We start from the raw sequence: 13,607 nt of genomic DNA, 5'->3' as shown, positions 1-13,607 counted from the left end.
GCGCCCCCCCCCCCCGAACACAATAGAGAAAGTTCAGGGGGGCGATGCGGCAATAGGCCATCCGCCGATCACTGGCAAAAGCCGTAGGGTCGGTTAACATGCCTGATTCATTTCTGAAACAAGGCCGTTTCGTGTTCCCTGGCACGCCCCCGTATCCTCGCCTGCTGTTGCTGACCGCCCTGCTGGGCGGGCCGGCCCTGGCCGACGACCTGTTCATCGACAACCAGGACCTGCCGCAGGTTCTGACCGCCACGCGCCTGAAACAATCCCCGGCGGCGGTGCCTGGCAGCATGACCGTGCTGGACAGCGAGCTGATCCGCGCCAGCGGCGCCCGCGATATTCCCGAACTGCTGCGCCTGGTGCCGGGGATGATGATCGGCTACGGCGCCGGCAATCAGTCGACGGTGAATTACCACGGCAGCAATGTCAGCGATGCCCGGCGCATGCAGGTGCTGATCGATGGCCGCTCGGTGTACCGCGCGGGCCTGGCCACGGTGGACTGGAGCGATATCCCGGTGGCGATCGAGGATATCGAGCGCATCGAGGTGTTCCGCGGTCCCAACACCGTCAGCTACGGCGCCAACGCGCTGATGGCGGTGGTCAACATCCTCACCCGCAACCCGGCCGACAGCCATGGCACCCGGCTCAAGCTGAGCCGCGGCCAGGATGGCATCAACGATTACTACGCGAGCCAGGGCTTTGGCTGGGACAGCGGCGACCTGCGCCTGTCGCTCTCCGGCCAGCAGGACGATGGCTTCGACCACGACCAGTTCGGCCGCGACTACCGCGACAGCCGCCGGCTCAACCGCGTCAACCTCAACGCCAGCCACACCCTGGCGCCGAACCAGACCCTGGAATGGCAGCTGGCGGCCAAGGAGGGCAGCAACCAGCGGCCCTATACCTACCAGCCGGTGTTCGGCAACTACCGGGCCGGCGACAATGCCGATGTCAACGCCAAGGACTACGCAGGTTCGGTGCGCTGGAACATCGACCTGAACCCCGAACACAGCCTGTATGTGCAAGGCTCGGCCCAGCACTTCGACCGCCAGCAGGTATGGCGTGCCTGCGACGCGGCAATCGCCTTCAGCCCGGAGTTGACCCGCCTGTGGCAGCTCGACCCGAACTTCGCCGAGAAGGTCGCGCGCAACCTGTTTACCGGCAACCTGCCCAGCACCACCAACCCTGAGCTCGGCTCGCTGATGAGCCAGGTACAGAACCAGTGGGTCAACGGTGGCCGCAACACGATCTGCGGCGACGTCGACCAGAGCACCCGCGAGACCCGCTACGACCTGGAAATCCAGGACACCCTGAGCCTCACCGACAGCCTGCGCCTGGTCACCGGCATGAACTACCGCTACGACAAGGCCGACTCGCAGACCTACTTCAACGGCAGCATCGATGACCAGACCTGGCGCCTGTTCGGCCAGCTCGAATGGCGCATCGACGAACACTGGATCGTCCAGGGCGGGGCGATGCACGAACACTCGCAGCTGTCGGGCAACTCGCTCACGCCACGGGTGGCGGTGAACTACCTGATCACCCCGCGTCATGGCCTGCGCGCGGTGTATTCCGAGGCGATCCGCTCGCCGGACATGTTCGAGAACAACGTCAACTGGAGCTACACGGTCAAGAACCTCACGCCCAACCGCTACGGCCTGCAGAACGGCGAATACTTCGTCAAGACCCGCGGCCCGGGCAACCTCGACCAGGAACGCATGCGCTCGCGTGAACTCGGCTACAACGGCTATTTCACCGACATCGACCTGAGCCTGGACGTGAAACTGTTCTACGACGAGATCACCGGGATGATCAGCGAGCCGTTGAAGAACAACCAGTACATCGCCAGCAACGCCAACAAGGCGCGCTTCAGCGGCAGCGAGGCGCAGTTCGACTGGCGCGCCACCCAGCGCGATCGCCTGCGCCTGACCTACGCCTATGTCGACGCCTGGGCCAGCAACCCCAACGACCGGCGCCTGAGCGCGCGCAACAGCGGTTCGGCCGGCTGGCTGCGCGACTGGGGCGAAGGCTGGTCCAGCGCCCTCTTCTACTACGGTGACGACGCCCTCAATGGTTACCGTTACGAACGGGTCGACCTGCGCCTGGCCAAGCGTTTCAAGGTGCACGGCAGCAACCTGGAGCTGGCCGCGCTGTGGCAGCAGCGCCTGGACGACGAACCGGTCACCCTGGAGCAGAACCGCTACGACAGCCGCCACCGCCTGAGCGTCAGCGCGGAGCTGGAATTCTGATGGTCCGTCTGCTGCGCCTGTTGCTGCTGTGCCTATGGCCCCTGGGATCGCTCTCCGCCAGCGAAATCCTGCTGGTGGGCGCCGAGGACCAGCCCGGCATTCGCAGCTTCGTCACGGCCCTGGAAAACCGTCGCCCCAACGACCAGGTACGGTTCCAGACTGTCGAGCAACTGCCGAGCCCGGGCAAGCTCAAGGCAGACACCCGGCTGATCCTGCTCGACACCCAAGCCCTTGAATGGCGCCTGGGCGAGGCCGCAGGACCGGCAGCGCTGGCGCTGCGGGTCAGTCGGGTCCAGGCCGAGCAGCGCCTGGGCGCCTCGCGCCCCGCCTACCTGACCCTGCTCTGGAGCGACCCGCCCCTGGCCCGGCAACTGCGCCTGACCCGATACCTGTTGCCGCAGGCGCGGCGCATCGGCGTGCTGTACGGCGAACACAGCCGTTTCTTGCTCGACGAGCTGCGCCAGGCCGCCAGTTCATTGGGCCTGGAAATCGTCGCCCAGGACTGGCCCGACCTGCGCGACAGCCGCCCCCTGCAGGACCTGCTGGGCAACAGCGACGTGCTGCTCGGCCTGGACGATCCCGACCTGTACAACTCCAAGTCGGCCAAGAACGTGCTGCTCAGCAGCTATGGCCGGCAGATGGCGCTGATCGGGCCGAACGTCGGCTTCGTCCGTGCCGGCGCCCTGGCCAGCACCTACAGCGACCAGGACGACTGGCTGGCGGTGCTCGGGCAACTGCTCGACCTGCCTCCAGGCCGCTGGCCGCGCAGCCTCTACCCCGCGCACTTCGGTGTCAGCGGCAACCAGCAGGTAGCTCGCGCCCTTGGCCTGGAGGCGATCGACCCGGTCGCCGCCGCCCTGGCCCTCGCCGAAGGAGCCCCCACCCCATGAGCAAGCGCCTGAGCTGGGACATCCATACCCGCACCCAGATCATCAGCCTGGGCCCCGCCCTGTTGCTGACCCTGCTGCTGATCAGCTTCTTCACCTTCGTGCGGATCCAGGACCTGCGCCAGGAACTCAACCACACCGGGCAACTGATCGCCAACCAGTTGGCGCCGGCCTCGGAGTACGGGGTGATCTCGGGCAACAACGAAGTCCTCGAGAGCCTGATGCGCGCCACCCTGAGCATTCCCCACGTGCGTTTCCTCGAGGTGCAGGACAGCCGCAACCATATCCTGGTGTACGTCGAGCAACCCAACGAAAGCCAAAGCCGCGCCCAGCGTGTCGAGGTGTTCCAGGCGCCGATCCGCCTGCAGCAGATCCGCCTGGACAATGACTTCCTGCAGGGCAAGGCGCCAGCGCCGAACATCGGCGACGACTATCTCGGCCGGGTGATCGTCGGCATGTCCGACGACGCCTTCAGCCAGCGCCAGCAGGAGATCGTGATCAAGGCTGCGATCCTCGCCCTGTTCGCCCTGCTGTTCACCTTCCTGCTGGCGCGGCGCCTGGCCACCAGCCTGTCCAAGCCGATCAGCGACATGGGCCACGCGGTCCGGGCGATCCAGCAAGGCGACTTCAACGCGCCTTTGCCGGTGGTCGACGACAGTGAGCTGGGCCACCTGGCCCGGCACATCAACAACCTGGCCAGCGCCCTTGACCAGGCCGCCCACGAACAGCAACAGGCCATGGGCCAGCTGATCCAGGCCCGCGAAGAAGCCGAGCAGGCCAACCGCGCCAAGTCGGACTTCCTGGCGATGATGAGCCACGAGTTGCGCACCCCCATGAACGGCGTGCTGGGCATGCTGCAGTTGCTCGAGACCACCGAGCTGACCGGCGAACAGGCCGACTACACCGCCGTGGCCAGCGAATCCACCGGCCACCTGCTCAAGGTGATCAACGACATCCTCGATTTCTCGCGGATCGAGCGCACCACCCTGGAGCTGGAACATATCGACTTCAACCTCGGCGAGCTGATCACCAGCAGCGTGCAGTCGTTCCAGCACAGCGCCCAGCAGCGCAACCTGGACCTGCGCCTGCAACTGCCGCCGGGCATGAACTCGCTGCAGGTGGTGGGCGATCCGACGCGCATTCGCCAGATCCTGCTGAACCTGGTGGGCAACGCACTGAAGTTCACCGAGCGCGGCGAGGTGGCCATCGAGGCCCGCTGGCAGGTGCTCGATCGCCAGCTGATCTGGCTGACCTGCACCGTGCGCGACACCGGCATCGGCATCGACAGCGACCGCCTGGAGATGATGTTCGTGGCCTTCCAGCAAGCCGACAACACCATCTCCCGGCGCTATGGCGGCACCGGACTGGGCCTGTCGATCGCCCGCACCCTGGCCGAGCGCATGGGCGGCCAGCTGCGCGGCGAGAGCCGCGAGGGGCTGGGCTCGACCTTCACCCTGGAAATGCCACTGGCCCTGGCCAGCACCCCCGCCACCCTGTCCGGCGCCGCGCCCCAGGACAGCGCGACGGGCGAAGGCGGCGGGCGAGTGCTGTTGGTGGAGGACAACCCGGTCAACCAGAGCGTCATCGAGGCGATGCTGCGCAGCCTCGGTTTCGAGGTGAGCCTGGCGATGGACGGCGCCCAGGCCGTCGACCTGGTCGGCCAACAACGCTTTGCCGCCGTGCTGATGGATTGCCGCCTGCCGAATGTCGACGGCTACGAGGCCACCCGGCGCATCCGCCAGCTGCCGGGCAGCGCGGGCCTGCCGATCATCGCCCTGACCGCCAGCGCGTTGCAGGGCGACCGCGAACGCTGCCTGGCCGCCGGAATGAACGATTACCTGAGCAAGCCGTTCAAACGCACCGATCTGCAACGCATCCTGCAACGCTGGTTGCCGGGTCGGACAGCCGCGACTGGCGATAAATGCTAAAGTGCGGCAGTCTTAAGGACTGGACAGGACCGCCGCAGGGCCGGAAAATAACATTTCAGTGCACACCTGTACTTCTTTTGCCAGGTGCGCTGTGACTTTCACCACAACGCAATAGTCTACCTGTAGGCTGCCGCCTCGAATGCCAAGCGCTTCGGGCCGGCCGGGAAGATTCATCCCCTGCCGCAGGGGGTTATTGAGGAGCTCGCATGACCAAACAACACGCCTTTACTCGGGAAGACCTGCTGCGCTGCAGTCGCGGTGAGCTGTTCGGCCCCGGTAATGCGCAACTGCCCGCCCCGAACATGCTGATGGTCGATCGCATCACCCATATCAGCGAGGAAGGCGGCAAGTTCGGCAAAGGTGAATTGGTCGCCGAGCTGGATATCAATCCGGACCTGTGGTTCTTCGCCTGCCACTTCGAAGGCGATCCGGTGATGCCGGGCTGCCTGGGCCTGGACGCCATGTGGCAACTGGTCGGTTTCTTCCTCGGCTGGCAGGGCCTGCCGGGCCGTGGCCGCGCCCTGGGTTCGGGCGAAGTGAAATTCTTTGGCCAGGTCCTGCCGGAAGCCAAGAAAGTCACCTACAACATTCATATCAAGCGCGTCCTGAAGGGCAAGCTGAACATGGCCATCGCCGATGGCTCGGTCAGCGTCGACGGTCGCGAGATCTACACCGCCGAAGGCCTGCGGGTCGGCGTGTTCACCTCCACTGACAATTTCTAAGGGTTATTCGCATGCGCCGCGTCGTGATCACTGGTCTGGGCATCGTATCGTGCCTGGGCAATGACAAAGCTACCGTCACCGAAAACCTGCGCAACAGCCGTCCGGGTATCCGTTACAACCCGGAATACAAGGAAATGGGGCTGCGTAGCCAGGTTTCCGGTTCCATCGACCTCAACCTCGAAGAGCTGATCGACCGCAAGGTCTATCGCTTCGTCGGCCACGCCGCCGCCTATGCCTACCTCGCCATGCAGGACGCGATCAAGGACGCCGGCCTGACCGAAGAGCAGGTTTCCAACCCGCGCACCGGCCTGGTTGCCGGCTCCGGCGGTGCTTCCACCCTGAACCAGATGGAAGCGCTGGACACCCTGCGCGAAAAAGGCGTCAAGCGCGTCGGCCCCTACCGTGTCACCCGCACCATGGGCAGCACCGTGTCGGCGTGCCTGGCCACCCCGTTCAAGATCAAGGGCATCAACTACTCGATCTCGTCGGCCTGCGCCACTTCCGCGCACTGCATCGGCACCGCCCTGGAGCAGATCCAGTGGGGCAAGCAGGACATCGTCTTCGCCGGTGGCGGCGAAGAAGAGCACTGGAGCCAGTCGTTCCTGTTCGACGCCATGGGCGCCCTGTCGACCAAGCGCAACGAAACCCCGGAACTGGCCTCGCGCGCCTACGACGCCGACCGTGACGGCTTCGTCATCGCCGGCGGCGGTGGCATGGTGGTGGTCGAGGAGCTGGAACATGCCCTGGCCCGTGGCGCCAAGATCTATGCCGAGATCGTCGGCTACGGCGCGACTTCCGACGGCTACGACATGGTCGCCCCGAGCGGCGAAGGCGCGATCCGCTGCATGCAGCAGGCGCTGTCCACCGTCGACACCCCGATCGACTACCTGAACACCCACGGCACCTCCACCCCGGTCGGCGACGTCGCCGAGATGAAGGGCGTGCGCGAAGTGTTCGGCGACAAGGCACCGAAGATCAGCTCGACCAAGAGCCTGTCGGGCCACTCGTTGGGCGCCGCGGGCGTGCACGAAGCGATCTACTGCCTGCTGATGATGGAGAACAACTTCATCGCCGGCTCCGCCAACATCGACGAGCTGGACCCGGAAGTCGCCGACTTGCCGATACTGCGCAAGACCGAAGAGAACGCCAAGATCGACACGGTCATGAGCAACAGCTTCGGCTTCGGTGGCACCAACGCCACCCTGGTGCTCAAGCGCTGGGAAGGCAAGTGATCGGCTGATCCGCTGAACGAGAACGCCCGGACCTTGGTCCGGGCGTTTTTGTTTGTGCCCCGCGATGGCCCTTATACCGAAAACCGCTGTACCAGGGAGTTCAGGTCCACCGCCAGCCGCGACAGCGCCTGGCTCGCGGCGGACGTTTCTTCGGCCCCGGCCGAGGACTGGTGCGCCAGGTCGCGGATGGTGGTCAGGTTGCGGTCCACCTCCCGCGCCACCTGGGCCTGCTGCTCCGAGGCACTGGCGATCACCAGGTTGCGCTCGTTGATCTGGCCGATGGCCGCTGCAATCGCTTCCAGCGCCTGGCCGGCGGCATGGGCGCCGTCCAAGGTCGAACGGGCCTGGGCGTCGCTGTGCTGCATGCCCTGCACGGCCCGCTCGGCGCCGCTGCGAATAGCCACGATCATCTGCTCGATCTCCTGGGTCGAGGTCTGCGTGCGGTGGGCCAGCGCCCGCACCTCGTCGGCGACCACGGCGAACCCGCGCCCGGCCTCGCCGGCCCGCGCCGCCTCGATGGCGGCATTGAGCGCCAGCAGGTTGGTCTGCTCGGCGATCGAGCCGATCACATCCAGCACCTTGCTGATGTCGTGCACCTGCTGGGCCAGCTGCCCCACCTCTTCGGCGTTGCCCGCCACGCCATTGGCCAGCGCCTCGATGGCGGTGACCGTGGCCTGCACCTGCTCGCGCCCACGGCGGGCGATCTGGTCGGATTCGCGGGAAGCCTGCGAGGTGGCGACCGCATTGCTCGCCACCTCCTCCACCGCCGCCGTCATCTGGTTGACTGCGGTCGCGGCCTGCTCGATTTCCATGCTCTGCTGCTGCAGGCCGCGGGTGGCGTCCTCGGTGACCGCGCTCAGCTCTTCGGACGCCGAGGCCAGCTGACTGGCCGAATCGGAAATCCGCCCGATGGTCTCGCGCAGACTCTGCTGCATGCTCTTGAGCGCCGCCAGCAGGCGCGCCGGCTCATCGTCGCCCTGCACGGTGATCTGCGGCGTGAGGTCGCCCGTGGCGACCGTCTCGGCCACCTTCAGCGACTGCCCGAGCGGTCGCACGATGCTGCGGGTCAGGGCCAGGGCGAGCACCACGGTGAGGCTCAGGGCGATCACCAGCAGCACGCCGACCCAGACCTTGGCGCCGTTGTACACGGCCTCGGCCAGGTCTGTGGCGGAGTTGGCCTGGTGGTTGTTCAGCTCGATCAGCTCGTTGAGCGTGGAGGTCATCTGGTCGGCCAGCTGGTTCATCTCGCCGTTGACCAGCGCCGCCGCCGCCTGGACATGCCCATCGCTGGCCAACTGCACCACCTGCCCCTGCAAGGTCATGTACTGGCGCTCCAGGACCTGATAGCGGTCGAACAAGGTCCGCTCCTCAGGCAGCACGATCAACCCATCGTAATGGTTCTGGGCCTTGCTCAGGCCGCCCTTGATCTCTTCGATGCGGGCACGGTTCTGCTGCTGGGCCGCCGGGTCGGTGTTGACCAGCAGGCGCAGGGTCAAGGCGCGGATGCGCAGCATGTCCTGGGTCATGCGACCCACCGAGATCACGCTCGGCAGCCAGTTGTTGTCGACCTGCTCGGACTGCTGGCGCATGCTGGTCATCTGCTGCAGCGCGAAGCCGCCCAGCGCCACCACCAGCAGTGCCATGATGCCGAAGCCCAGGCCCGCGCGCGGGGCGATATTCAAGCGTCTCAGGCTCATTTCCAGGATCCCTCCCAAAAGCGTTGTTCCGTCGCTTAATGAAGGTATCGGGCCGCCTGGAAATTGCGTAAGACGAAAAGGCGATATCAAAAAGCTATCTACTACTAAAATGCGCTACTTCGCCGCTTTTGGCAGCAGATTGACAAAATTTGTCCGACTCACCTGCTCCGCCACCGCTGCCGGCAAGGCATCGAGGAAGGGGTCGAAACCGTGCATCTGCTCACCCAGGCTGTCGAACCGCCCCACCAGGTCGGAGCCGAGCACGAAACGCTGCGGGAAGCGCTCGACCAGCGCCACCCAGTCCTGGCGCGGCACACCCTGCGGATCGAGCAGGTAGGGCTTGAGCACGCTCCAGGACAGGTCGACATACAGGTTCGGGTAGTCCTCCAACAGCCGCGTCAGCACCGGCAGGAGAAAATCCATCTGTTCCTGATGTCGATGGATCTCCAGACTGCTGCCGGCGTGGGCCCAGATGAAGCGGGTATGCGGATGGTTGCGCAGTGGCTCTTCGATCTCGGCCAGGTAAAGCGGGTTGCGCTCGCGCTTGGAGGTGATGTTCGAATGCAGTAGCACCGGCAGGTCGCGCTCGGCAGCCAGGTGATAGATGCGGGTCATGGCTTCGTTGTTGGCCCGCGGCGTGTCGCCGCTGGTCAGGGCGGTTAGGTCGTCGTGGCGGGTGAACACTTCGCCAATGCCCTGCCACAACCCCGGATAGAGGTCGAGCATGCGCTCGATATGATTGACGGCGTTCTTGTCCACCGGATTGAAGCCGGTGAGGAACGGGTGGAAGCGACGGCGTTGCTCTGCTGGCAGCTTCTGCAACGCGGCAGCGACATACAGGTCGGTGGCGCTGTACCAGTAGGCGTCGGCGTCGTCGCCGGCGTAATAGCGCGGGCGCTTGGGCTCGTCCTCGTGCCACTTCTTGGCCACCGGGATGCCGGAGATCATCGACTGCTCGACCCCAGCGGCGTCCATGGCCTTGAGCAGCGCCGGCATGCCCTCGGTTTCCTGGAAGAAGTCCACGTAGTGCAGGTGCGCGTCGCTGTAGCGGTAGTCGCGGGCCTGCGCGGAATCAAACAGGCCTGCGCTCAACAGCAGGCAAGCCAGTGTGCGGGCGATCATTGGAGCCTCCTTTTACCATCCCCGCCAGAGTAGACCGGGCAGCGCCCGCGACGGTTCAGCCACGGACGGCGAAACGCTATGCTTGCAGGCATCCCTCAAGGAGTGTCGCCATGAGCAGTCCCCTGGTCATCCGCCCACGTGCCGAATCGGTCGAGGGCCAGCCGATCCTGCGCCCGCTGCCATCGGCGCAGTGCCGCAGCGTCGGCCCCTTCGTGTTCTTCGACCATATGCTGGAAACCGACTACGCGCCGGGCCATGGCATGGACATTCGCCAGCATCCGCATATCGGCCTGTCCACCCTCACCTACCTGTTCGAGGGTGAAATCCAGCACAAGGACAGCCTGGGCTCGGACCAGCGCGTACAGCCGGGCGATGTCAGTTGGATGACCGCCGGCGCCGGCGTGGCGCACGTCGAGCGAACGCCGGCAGAAGCATTTCGCAAAGGCTCGCGCCTGCATGGGCTGCAGGTATGGCTGGCTTCCCCGCAAAGCGCCGAACAAGGGCCGGCAAGCTACAGCCACCACCCGGCGCCCAGCCTGCCGCTCAGCGACAGCCTGGGCGTGCAGATCCGCATGATTGCCGGCAAGGGCTTCTGCCTGGAGTCCCCCGTGCCAGTGCTCTCCCCGACACTTTATGCCCATGTGCGCATGCAGCCGGCCACCACCCTGATCGTGCCGACGGAACACGCACAGCGCGCGCTGTATCTGCTCGAAGGTGAATTGCTGCTGGATGAAGAGGACGTCGAGCCATGCAGCCTGGTCGTGCTGCCTGAGGGCGAAGCGGTGAGCTTGTATGCCGAGGAGGAGTGCCAGCTGGTGCTGATCGGCGGCGCGCCGCTGGATGGACCGCGGCGGATGAACTGGAATTTCGTGGCCAGTGATCCGGCCTTGATCGAGTCGGCGCGGGCGCGCTGGGCGGCTGGGGATTGGCCAGTGGTGCCGGGGGAAAGCGGGCGGATCGAACTACCGCGCTAAACTGGGGCCGCTTTGCGGCCCCTGAGCGTTCAGCCTGCGAACACTTCCTTGAGCAAGTTATGCATCGAGCGGAACGCCCGCTCCGACGTACGCCGGTCATACTGCATCTTGCCCGGCACATTGGCGTTCGGATCGGTGAACGAATGCACCGCGCCGCCATAGCTGAGCAATTGCCAGTCGACCTTGGCCGCGTTCATCTCGGCCTCGAAAGCCGGTAGCTGTTCCTTGGGCACCAGCGGATCGGAAGCGCCATGCAGCACCAGCACCGAACCCTTGATGCGCTTGGCGTCCTCGGGGCTTGGCGTGTCCAGAGTGCCATGGAAGGAAACGGCGGCCTTCAGGTCGGCGCCGGAGCGGGCCAGTTCCAACGCGCAGCAGCCACCGAAGCAGAAGCCGAAGGTGGCCACCTTGCCAGGCTCCAACAAGGCCCTCGACTGCCCCAGCAGCTGCGCCAGCGCCTCCTGCATGCGCTTGCGCAGCTCGGCGCGATCATTTTTCAGCGGCATCATCGCCGCGCCCGCCTCATCGGCATTGGACGGGCGCACCGACTGGCCGTACAGGTCGGCGATCAACACCACATAGCCTTGCTCGGCCACTTCCTTGGCGATACGTTCGGCGCCCTCGCCGATACCCATCCAGTTCGGCGCCATCACCAGGCCCGGCTGGGGCAGCGCGCCCTGGGTGTAGACCAGGCGGCTTTCGTAGGCTTTGCCTGACAGGTGATAGACCAGCGATTCGACGATGACCTTGCTCATTCAGCTCTCCTTGGGCTTCACGGGTCAGCACATGATAGATGCATTCCCAGCGCCCCCCATTCTCACCAGAAAGAAAAAGCCCGCCGAAGCGGGCTTTGTCTGCGTCAGATCAAGCGGACAGCTCGACCAGCAGCTTGTTGAGGCGACGCACATAGGCCGCCGGGTCCTTCAGGCTGTCGCCGGCCGCCAGGGCCGCCTGGTCGAACAGGATGTGCGAAAGCTCGGCAAAGCGGTCTTCGCTCTGCTCGCCATCGAGCTTCTCGATCAGCGGGTGGGTCGGGTTGAACTCGAAGATCGGCTTGGACTCGGGCACCTTCTGCCCGCTGGCTTCGAGGATCTGGCGCATTTGCAGGCCCAGGTCCTGTTCACCGATGGCCAGGATCGCCGGCGAGTCGGTCAGGCGGTGCGAGACTCGCACTTCGGCCACGCTGTCACCCAGCGCGCCCTTGAGGCGCTCGACCAGGCCTTCCTTGTCCTTGGCGACTTCTTCCTGGGCCTTCTTGTCCTCTTCGGAATCCAGCTTGCCCAGGTCCAGGTCGCCACGGGCGACGTCGACGAAGGCCTTGCCGTCGAACTCGCTGAGGTAGCTCATCAGCCACTCGTCGATGCGGTCGGTCAGCAGCAGCACTTCGATGCCTTTCTTGCGGAAGACCTCCAGGTGCGGGCTGTTCTTGACCTGGGCGTAGGATTCGCCGGTCAGGAAGTAGATCTTGTCCTGGCCTTCCTTGGCGCGGGCCAGGTAGTCGGCCAGGGCAACGCTCTGCTCGCCGCTGTCGTCGTGGGTGGAGGCGAAGCGCAGCAGGCCTGCGATCTTCTCCTTGTTGGCGAAGTCCTCGGCCGGGCCTTCCTTCAGCACCTGGCCAAAGTTCTTCCAGAAGCCCTTGTACTGCTCCGGCTCGTTCTTCGCCAGCTTCTCCAGCATGTCCAGCACGCGCTTGGTCAGCGCGGTCTTCATCGAATCGATGATCGGATCCTTCTGCAGGATCTCGCGGGAAACGTTCAGCGACAGGTCGTTGGAGTCGACCACACCCTTGATGAAGCGCAGGTACAGCGGCAGGAACGACTCGGCCTGGTCCATGATGAACACGCGCTGCACGTACAGCTTCAGACCGCGTGGCGCTTCGCGCTGGTACAGGTCGAACGGTGCGCGGGCCGGCACGTACAGCAGCGAGTTGTACTCGAGCTTGCCTTCGACCTTGTTGTGGCTCCAGGCCAGCGGGTTCTCGAAGTCATGGCCGATGTGCTTGTAGAACTCCTGGTACTCCTCGTCCTTGACCTCGGTGCGCGAACGGGTCCACAGGGCGCTGGCGCGGTTGACGGTTTCCCACTCCTGGGCCGGCTGCTCTTCGCCTTCGGCAGCCGCTGGTTGCTCCTTCGGCAGCTCGATCGGCAGGGCGATGTGATCGGAGTACTTCTTGACGATGTTGCGCAGGCGCCAGCCATCGGCGAACTCATCCTCGCCCTTCTTCAGGTGCAGGACGATACGGGTGCCGCGCTGCGGCTTGTCGACGGTGGCGACCTCGAACTCACCCTCGCCCCTGGACGACCAGTGCACGCCTTCGGCGGCCGGCAGACCGGCGCGGCGGCTGAACACGTCGACCTTGTCGGCGACGATGAACGCGGAATAGAAGCCCACGCCGAACTGACCGATCAGGTGCGAGTCCTTCTTCTGGTCACCGGTGAGGTTCTTCATGAAGTCGGCGGTGCCGGACTTGGCGATGGTGCCCAGGTGGGCGATGACGTCTTCGCGGCTCATGCCGATGCCGTTGTCCTCGAGGGTCACGGTATTGGCGTCTTTGTCGAAGCTCAGGCGGATTTTCAGCTCGGCATCGCCTTCGAGCAGCTCAGGCTTGGCCAGGGCCTCGAAACGCAGCTTGTCGGCGGCGTCGGAAGCGTTGGAGATCAGCTCGCGCAGGAAGATCTCCTTGTTCGAATACAGGGAATGGATCATGAGGTGCAGCAGCTGCTTTACCTCGGTCTGGAAGCCCAGGGTTTCTTTTTGAGTCTCCACACTCATGGTCTTCAAACTCCAATCTGTTGGTTG

At 65.0% G+C, this 13,607-nt stretch carries 10 protein-coding genes and 1 pseudogene; 6 read left to right on the top strand and 5 right to left on the bottom strand.

What is annotated here, in order from left to right; translation table 11 throughout:
• The first annotated feature begins 98 nt into the window (after positions 1 to 98).
• The 5 genes from ACVWZ5_RS19410 (at position 99) to fabB (ending at position 7,015) form a co-directional block, all read left to right on the top strand.
• Positions 99 to 2,246 carry a TonB-dependent receptor plug domain-containing protein gene (locus tag ACVWZ5_RS19410; protein WP_172402423.1) on the top strand — a complete coding sequence of 716 codons (2,148 nt, stop codon included), beginning with the start codon at positions 99 to 101 and terminating at the stop codon, positions 2,244 to 2,246.
• On the top strand, positions 2,246 to 3,136 hold the full coding sequence (locus ACVWZ5_RS19405; protein ID WP_062573362.1) for an ABC transporter substrate-binding protein: 891 nt from the start codon (positions 2,246 to 2,248) through the stop codon (positions 3,134 to 3,136). The genes ACVWZ5_RS19410 and ACVWZ5_RS19405 overlap by 1 nt, the downstream gene beginning before the upstream one ends.
• Positions 3,133 to 5,061, top strand: a complete 1,929-nt coding sequence (locus ACVWZ5_RS19400) for a response regulator (protein ID WP_084942522.1) — start codon at positions 3,133 to 3,135, stop codon at positions 5,059 to 5,061. Before ACVWZ5_RS19405 ends, ACVWZ5_RS19400 begins: the two co-directional genes overlap by 4 nt.
• Before the next feature lie 206 nt (positions 5,062 to 5,267).
• Positions 5,268 to 5,783, top strand: a complete 516-nt coding sequence (gene fabA, locus ACVWZ5_RS19395; RefSeq protein ID WP_028690473.1) for a 3-hydroxyacyl-[acyl-carrier-protein] dehydratase FabA — start codon at positions 5,268 to 5,270, stop codon at positions 5,781 to 5,783.
• An 11-nt stretch (positions 5,784 to 5,794) separates the two neighbouring features.
• A complete protein-coding gene (fabB, locus tag ACVWZ5_RS19390; RefSeq protein ID WP_062573360.1) occupies positions 5,795 to 7,015 on the top strand; it encodes a beta-ketoacyl-ACP synthase I in 1,221 nt (406 codons plus the stop codon).
• Positions 7,016 to 7,086: 71 nt separating this feature from the next.
• Here fabB and ACVWZ5_RS19385 read toward each other — a convergent pair whose 3' ends face one another.
• From ACVWZ5_RS19385 to ACVWZ5_RS19375, 3 genes and pseudogenes are all read right to left on the bottom strand, one after another.
• The gene (locus tag ACVWZ5_RS19385) at positions 7,087 to 7,827 is read right to left on the bottom strand and encodes a methyl-accepting chemotaxis protein (RefSeq protein ID WP_420902872.1); all 741 of its coding nucleotides are present in this window, start codon (positions 7,825 to 7,827) and stop codon (positions 7,087 to 7,089) included.
• A 114-nt stretch (positions 7,828 to 7,941) separates the two neighbouring features.
• A pseudogene (locus tag ACVWZ5_RS19380) lies at positions 7,942 to 8,712 on the bottom strand (MCP four helix bundle domain-containing protein); the annotation flags it as partial.
• A gap of 114 nt (positions 8,713 to 8,826) precedes the next feature.
• Positions 8,827 to 9,834 carry an amidohydrolase family protein gene (locus tag ACVWZ5_RS19375; protein WP_062573358.1) on the bottom strand — a complete coding sequence of 336 codons (1,008 nt, stop codon included), beginning with the start codon at positions 9,832 to 9,834 and terminating at the stop codon, positions 8,827 to 8,829.
• Between the two features lie 110 nt (positions 9,835 to 9,944).
• On the opposite strand from ACVWZ5_RS19375, the gene ACVWZ5_RS19370 reads away from it, so the two are divergent.
• On the top strand, positions 9,945 to 10,808 hold the full coding sequence (locus ACVWZ5_RS19370; protein ID WP_062573357.1) for a pirin family protein: 864 nt from the start codon (positions 9,945 to 9,947) through the stop codon (positions 10,806 to 10,808).
• Positions 10,809 to 10,837: 29 nt separating this feature from the next.
• Here ACVWZ5_RS19370 and ACVWZ5_RS19365 read toward each other — a convergent pair whose 3' ends face one another.
• Complete coding sequence (locus ACVWZ5_RS19365) at positions 10,838 to 11,563, bottom strand: dienelactone hydrolase family protein (RefSeq protein WP_028690468.1); 726 nt, start codon at positions 11,561 to 11,563, stop codon at positions 10,838 to 10,840.
• A gap of 109 nt (positions 11,564 to 11,672) precedes the next feature.
• On the bottom strand, positions 11,673 to 13,580 hold the full coding sequence (gene htpG / locus ACVWZ5_RS19360) for a molecular chaperone HtpG (RefSeq protein WP_028690467.1): 1,908 nt from the start codon (positions 13,578 to 13,580) through the stop codon (positions 11,673 to 11,675).
• Positions 13,581 to 13,607: the final 27 nt, after the last annotated feature.

The sequence above is a fragment of the Pseudomonas sp. TE6283 genome, from assembly GCF_054060555.1.
Note: the sequence above shows the minus strand (reverse complement) of the source record. Positions and strands in the feature narration are given on the sequence as shown.